The 7,389-nt window shown below is 57.0% G+C and carries 5 protein-coding genes; 3 read left to right on the forward strand and 2 right to left on the reverse strand.

Annotated elements, in window-relative coordinates:
* Window positions 1–396 (forward strand): Zn-ribbon domain-containing OB-fold protein, encoded by a 396-nt coding sequence (locus NGM15_RS18290; RefSeq protein WP_253438656.1) that lies wholly within the window; start codon window positions 1–3, stop codon window positions 394–396.
* A gap of 18 nt (window positions 397–414) precedes the next feature.
* Here the strand turns inward: NGM15_RS18290 and NGM15_RS18295 are convergent, their stop codons facing one another.
* Window positions 415–1,410, reverse strand: coding sequence for an LLM class flavin-dependent oxidoreductase (locus NGM15_RS18295; RefSeq protein WP_253438659.1), 996 nt, complete (start codon window positions 1,408–1,410; stop codon window positions 415–417).
* A 66-nt stretch (window positions 1,411–1,476) separates the two neighbouring features.
* Entirely contained in the window at window positions 1,477–3,207 is a 1,731-nt protein-coding gene (locus NGM15_RS18300) for an adenine deaminase C-terminal domain-containing protein (protein ID WP_253438662.1), read from the reverse strand.
* Between the two features lie 114 nt (window positions 3,208–3,321).
* Between NGM15_RS18300 and NGM15_RS18305 the strand changes: the two genes are divergently transcribed.
* A complete protein-coding gene (locus NGM15_RS18305; RefSeq protein ID WP_311136468.1) occupies window positions 3,322–4,149 on the forward strand; it encodes an IclR family transcriptional regulator in 828 nt (275 codons plus the stop codon).
* Between the two features lie 1,528 nt (window positions 4,150–5,677).
* Window positions 5,678–6,982 (forward strand): tyrosine-type recombinase/integrase, encoded by a 1,305-nt coding sequence (locus NGM15_RS18310; protein ID WP_311136471.1) that lies wholly within the window; start codon window positions 5,678–5,680, stop codon window positions 6,980–6,982.
* Window positions 6,983–7,389 lie beyond the last annotated feature (407 nt).

The raw sequence follows: 7,389 nt of genomic DNA on the forward strand, positions 1-7,389 counted from the left end.
ATGTCCGCGAGCGACCCGCTCCACTGGCCAATCGTCTCCGAGTACCTCGAACACGCGGCGGATGGACGGTTGGTCTTTCCAGTGTGTGCGGACTGCGGCGAATCGCACTTCCCGCCGCGAGTGGCCTGTCCGCACTGCCTGTCCGCCGATGTCGACCTGCGGGAGTCGGCGGGAACAGGAATCGTTTACTCCTACACCGTCGTCCACGTGGACTACCACCCGACGTGGGGAGAACGGACGCCATACTGCAACGCGCTAGTTGAGTTAGACGACGGGCCGATCGTGTTTGGAAACGTCGTCGACTGCGACCCCGACCAGGTTTCGGTCGGCGCGCCCGTGACGGTTGATTTCACGGACGTTGTGGGAACGACGCTTCCGGTGTTCGTGCTCGGCTGAGGTGACCGGTCCGGGCGGTCAATACGACCCCAGTTCAGCGATGGTCGTCTCGATGGTTTCTCTCGGGGCCTTAGGCGGGTAGACGATCGGAACGTCCGCGCCCAGTTCGCGGTACTCGCGCAGTTTCTCCCTGCCCTCCTCAGGCGTGCCGCCGATGGCGATCTCGTCGAGCAACTCGTCGCTCACGCGATGGGCGGCCTCCTCGCGATCGCCGGCCGACCAGGCCTCGCGGACGGCTTCAACGTCTTCCGCGAAGCCGAACTCGCGGAACACCTTCGCGTAGTAGTCCATCGCCCCGAGGTAGAAACTGAGCAAGCCACGGACGTGGTCGCGGGCGCGTTCGCCGTCTTCGTCGACACAAGCGACGACGTACGGGGCGATAGTAACATCCTGGGGATCACGGCCGGCGTTCTCGGCGCTCTCTCGAATCTCCCCGACGAACTCCTCGAATTTCCCGCGCGGGACGTGGACAGGAAGCCACCCATCAGCGAATTCGCCGGTGAGCTTACGGTTAGTTGGCCCGAGCGCAGCGTTGTATATCGGAACGTGGTCCCTGATCGTTTCGTAGGAGCGTGGGTAATTTTCGAGAGTGAAGATGTCGCCGTCATAGTCGACGCGCTGGTTAGCCATCGCCTCGTTTACAATCTCGATAGTTTCGCGAACGCGCCGGAGAGGACGGGCGTACTCGATCCCGTGCCACTGCTCGATAGTCACCTTACTGCTCGCGGCTAGGCCGAGCAGCGTTCGGCCGTCTGAGAGTTGATCGAGCGTGGCAACGCTCATTGCCAGCAGCGCAGGCGTTCTGGAGTAAACGTTCACGATCCCCGTTCCGAGGCCGATTTCGTCGGTTTCGCTGGCGATCTGGCCAAGAATAATGAAACCGTTCGGCCCCTGGAGTTCGGCCACCCAGACGGAGTGGTAGTCGTAATCTTCGGCGTGTTTTGCGAACTCGACGATCTCGCTCACGTCGTACCCATACGTCTCGTCGGGAAGCCTGACACCGATCTTGTTCATCGGCTATAGTACACTGACGACCCAGTTAAACATTCGGACAGGTCCACACGCGATTCCCGGGGCAGTTCATTCTGGCCGAAGATTGACGACTTCGTTTGCGATCACATCGACGTAGCCGCCGGTCGCGAGTTTGAACCATGGCATCCCGACGGCCGAGAGCGTCCCGAGCGCCAGCAGGGGTTGGGAGGCGGTCATTCCCCGCGCGGAGAGCGCACCTCTAACCGCCTCGGCGAGATCGCGTGTTCGCTCGACAGCGTCCTCAGAACAGACGCCAGCGATCGGCGTCGGGAGTTCCGCGACCGGCTCACCGTCCTCGACGACGACCCAGCCGCCGCCGAGTTCCGCCACCCGGCGCGCGGCAGCGGTCATTTCGGCGGCGGTCGTGCCTACCGTCAGGACGCCGGGAGAACCCCAGGTATCGCTCGTCGCGACCGCGCCCGTTTGAAGCATCAACCCAGTGACGAACCCAGTAAATCCGCCGTCTCGCCGGGTGGCGCTGCCAGGGAGCAGCGCCGCCTTGAGCAGGTCATGATCGGGTGCAGCGCGGTACTCTCCGTCGATGATTGGCGGTTCGACGCGCGTCTCAGACGAGAGCAGGCCCTCCTCGTAGTCGATAGCCGCGACCGCACCACCACCCGCCGCATCCACGCGAAAGCGGTCTTCGGTTACGTCGACGGTGACACTATTTCGAACGCGTTCCGGATAGTCGAACGGCCGATCTGTACAGCGTACCTCGCCGTCCTGGACGACGACCGACCCGGAACTGATGACCGTTCGGACGTCGACGGTTTGTTCGTCGCCGAGCACGACGATATCAGCGACCGAGCCCGGTGTGAGCGATCCGCGATCGGTCAGTCCGAAGTGGCGGGCGGCGTTCAACGTGACCATTCTGAACGCGCGCGTCGGTTCGATGCCGGCCTCGACGGCGCGACGAACAACCGCATCCATGTATCCGTCCTCGACAAGCTCTCGAGGCCACATACCATCGCTGCAGAGGCACAACTCCCCCGCCGGAACGCCCTCTGTGCCAGCTGCGAACGCATCGATGTCGTCGCGTATCGAACCGTAGCGGCCGATTGGGACGACGCCGCGGCGGAGGCGTTCGCCGACATCTTCCGCCTTCAGGATTTCGTGATCATTGTCGATTTCGGTGGCGAACGCCGTCAGTTTTTCGTCGTTGCACCCGGCCCCGTGGCCGCAGATTACGCCGCCGTGATTGCGGACGGCCTCGAATAGAGTAGTGAGCGGCGTCTCATCGCTCCTCTCTATCGCGTAGTTCCAGAACACTTCTCCTGCGCCGACGATGCGGTCATCTGACGCTAGGTCAGCGATGTCGTCGAGATCAATGTCGGACAGTCGTCGACCCGCAACGTCCCGGTAGAAGGGGCCTGCCGGTAGAGTTCCAAACACAGTCACGGGGAGATCAGCGGTTGCGTCGAGTAGCAGTTCAATTCCCGCACGGCCGAACCGCATGGCGAATCGATCAGTTTCGGTCACGACGGTCGTCGTACCGCCGGCTAGCGCGTGTCGGAACGCGCGTTCGAATGCCTGAAACGTATCGAGATGGGTATGAACATCGATGAACCCGGGGAGAACGTGGCAGTCCGCGACGTCCAGTACGTTGGTGTCGGGACCGATTGAGGCCGACGAATCGAGCGTTAAGCTGGCAATCCGACCATCGGCGACCAACAGGTCCCCGCGTTCGTAGGTCTCCGTGACGGGGTCGAAAACTCGACCACCCCGTAGGACGAGGTCGGCCGGTTGATCACCCCTCGCTACTGCCCGTAATTCGCTCATCGTAGGTTGGTCACGGTCTGACGACTTAATGATTCGTAACCTGTCCCGTCGGAGGTCGCGTCCGACCCCACGCCCACACAGCGCGACCGCGGGCCGACGACCGATTGTGGCAACATGTTCCGTATGATCGAATACTATTTGTTTCCGCCCGGCATAAGGTACCGTATGGCACGAACAGACGAGAGAGGGGGCAAGGACAAGGTCAAGACCGCACGAACGATCTTCACTATCGTCGAATTTATCAAGGACAACGAAGGCTCGACGATCACGGTTATCGCCAACGAGTTGGGCTTCGCGAAGAGCACCGTGCACCGCCACATCACGACACTATTGGATCTCGGATACATCGTGGAAACCCCCACAGGATACGAGATCGGGCTTCAGTTTCTGGATCTGGGTCAACGTGCCAGAACGCGCCATCCGGGGTACAAACTCGCACAGGACAAAGTGGAGGAACTCGCCAACCAAACGGGCGAACGGGCCCAGTTTCTCGTTGAGGAACATGGCGAAGCGGTGTACATCCACCGGTCGTTCGGCGACCGAGCGGTCCGCACAGACCCTGGAATTGGCAGTCGGATTCCGCTCCACGCGACCGCCGCGGGGAAGGCTATACTGGCCCAGATGGACGACGATCGCCGAGCAGCCATTCTCGACCAGACGGAGTTCGATCCAATCACTGACTCGACCATCACCGACCGTCAAACCCTCCTCGACGAACTCGAAACCATCTCCCGGCGCGGATACAGCTTTAACAGGGAGGAGAACCTCGGCGGTCTCCACGCCGTCGGCGCCGCCGTCTGCGGCCCTAACGACGAAGTGATCGGTGCGCTCAGCATCTCCGGCCCATCGCACAGGCTCAAAGGCCAGTGGTTCGACGAGGAGTTACCCAATCTCCTTCTCGGAACGGCCAACGAACTCGAACTCAACATCGCTTACTCATGAGGTAGATGTTCCTCGATGCGGAATCACAGCAACGTTGCGCGTCTAGCGTATTTCCGAGACGACACTAGCAGGAATCGATGACGGATTCGCGACGGCCCTTCCAGTGGCTCAAATTCTTCTCGTTCATACCCTCTCCGCCGTGATCGCCGATTTTTAACGCAGAAGCCATCGGTTCAAACGACACCAGGAACGACCTACTTCGCGCGCTGGCCTTCGGTATTCCAGCGTTACAAAAGCATAATAACACCATGTGGTGTTATCATTGGTTGCGGTGACGCAGTCAGGTGTGACCGCTGATTCCTCTCGACGTTCTTTCTCGTCGATAACACGTTCTATCGTTCGAATACGCGGAACGAAAATCAGTCCGTTCCACGGCGGTTCTTCCGCTCATCTGCCAAGCTCCGATGCGATTGCGACGCCACTACTGATGATTGTCCGTTCTGTCTGCGGCTTCATATCAAATCTTGCCCTTTCCTCGATAACAAGATCTATTACATCCATACTATTGTAATATTGTTGGTTGCTACGGAACGTTCGGACCCAGTCAAACGGTGCGCGAAAAAATTGGCTTTACTGGTCGATCCGTATCGCTCCGCCGTGAAAATCGCGTCGAAACGAAGGGAAATTGTTCGAATACACGGAATCGTTATCAGAGCGTCGTCTCCCCCGCATCATCAAACCACACGGAAGACTCGGTTCCAGCCAGTTTGATCTCGTGTTGAACGCTAAATTACGCTACTCCGGACCGCCCCCCTCGATAGTGCGTTCGATGTTTCGTACTGCAGATCTCATGCAAGTACATTGAACTGACCGACCCCACGTTCTCGACCACAATGCGTTATCGTAGCGATGGTATAACCAAAGCACTAATTTAGTGATACGACGGTAGTGAGACGGCCGACCATCGATTGACAAATTCTTATTTCACCCCTACAGCTTTTTCTCTCGGATCGGAAGCAGCGGTTTGATATTTTCTGCTCACAATTGTGTGCGAAGGATCTCCCAATCATATTCTTATTCGACAGCGACAGTCGTCAACCCGCCGAGATTCTGCACCAGTGCTTGTTAACCGATCTGTGTATCATGTGGGTGTTTCATCGAACCGTGTATTGTAGATTGGACTGGTCTCACAATGAGCACCGACGTTCTCACCACTTCAAACGTAATTGACGCCGGAGATCACGTCGAGTAACGTCTGGTCGACGTGTCCGTAGAGCTCCTCACGCTTTCGAACACCAGGCTATGGGGGATACACAGTCGGTAGCTCGATCAGACCTGAAAGGACCGGGGGATTGAATATAGCATTATATGATTTATCCGTTCGGCGTGTGAATTCAGCGAGAACGGCGTGGGTTTAGCAGACTCTACCAGTCAGCCGAACCCACAAATTAATAAGGAATTCAACTAAATCGTTGATTAACCCGAATATGCCACTCTCAGAACCACCATACAGTTGCGCGAGCGGGTTTCCAACAAAATTCCGCTTCACTCGAGATACGAACAGACAAACCCCTTCGAAAACGATCCAATGAGTCAGCCAGGGACCGACCAGGATGGCGAAATCGAAGTAGGGCGGACACCCTCATTCGATGGTGTCCGATGGACGTCGTGCTCACTCGAGGACTTCACCAACCTATACTGGGGTCAAATCGCTCCGTGTCTCGAGGCGGAGGGTATCGATTCGAAGACCGAGAAACCGTCCTACCAATGGTTTCGGGATCACGACGCACGAGCGTTCCTCGCAGCTCTCCGGCGTCACCACGATCGCTCCTTCGGGGAGTTCTGGAACGAGGACCTCGGGCTTGGCGACAGTGATGAGGGATACTCCTGGGCAACCGCAGATGACGCAACAATCGACGCTCTCGAACAGTTTCTCGACCGTCGAATGTCTCGGTATAGTCTGGCGATGTCATCTGTCGACGCGCTCCGAACGCGTCTGAACCTCTACGTACGTGCCTACAGGACCGCGAACGGCACAGACGACCTCCTCACACCGATTCAACGGGGTCGAGAGACGCCAGCCTACGAAGCCGTTGACGCGTGTTATGCAGCATTCGACTGGTTAAACGAGGGAGCAGAACACGAATACAGCGGCCAGACCCTCCAACGTGTGCGACGCGTCGTGGATGCCTGGTATCAGCATCTCGTTGGGCGGCGCATCGCCTCGATAAATCCTGCGAGCGGTCTCTACGACGAATTCAAATGGGAAGTTGAGGAATCCTCGACTCCAGCTCTTTCAGCAAACCATATTCGGAAACTGACGCAGGTGGCAACGTCGACGCGAGAACAGCTGTTACTAGTGGCATTAGCGGGTTGGGGACTTCGAGCAAGCGAGGTCGCCGCACTTCATATCTCGCAGTTCCATCGTAATGTCCCTGCAGACGACGTCCCCTTCATCGCCTTCGAGAACCGCAAGAATGGACCTGGTGAAGTGTCTCTCCTCTTCGGAATGGACATGCTCGACTCTCGAATCGATGAGTTAGCAGGCGATGAGACGTGGACAGGGTACCTGTTTCCATCTTCACAGGGGAAAACACCACACGTGACGCGAGATACGATCCGGAACTGGTTCCAAACTCTTGCATCGAAGGCAGGTCTCCCCGACCGAATTGAAGGAGAGCGACCGAGTCCGCAGCTCTGTCGTCGTTTTTGGTACGATACCTATACAACCGTCCTCGAGGGCGTTCTCGAGGGTGTCGACGAGATTGCCTCAGAGCAAGGAAGTAGCGATCCCCGTGTGGTTATGCAGAACTATCTTTCCGATTCGCGATCTCGTCGAGTACGCAGAGAGTTCATGCAGGAACAGTTGAATGCAGCCTTTAAAGGGAAATAATCGCTTTCGGAGTTCCCGCCAGATAGCGTCGTTAATAGCGTTTTGAGTCAATGAATTAAAGAATTTGTGAGTCAGTGAGTTAGTGATTCCTCGAATGCATGAATACAGGAAAACAGAGAGATGGATAGAGGATCCTCAGAAGAGGTGGAATGCACAGCAAACCCCTACTAGCCTGCTAATCTATGAGCTCATCCATCAGTGAGTCAATGATTCCATGAGGTCTTGATTAGCAGAATCATAGATTGTTTGATTCCAAGAACTCAATAGGCTTGTGCTGAATTCGCTGAGTCCATGAATCCATGAATCAATGATTCAGGAAGTTTTTGACATTTTGAAGGTTTGAGTCACAGAGTATTTGATTCCAAGAATTCGACAGGCTTATGCTGAATTCGTTGAGTCTATGAATC

Origin of the sequence: Natronosalvus halobius (genome assembly GCF_024138145.1) — an archaeon.
Taxonomy (GTDB): Archaea; Halobacteriota; Halobacteria; order Halobacteriales; family Natrialbaceae; genus Natronosalvus; species Natronosalvus halobius.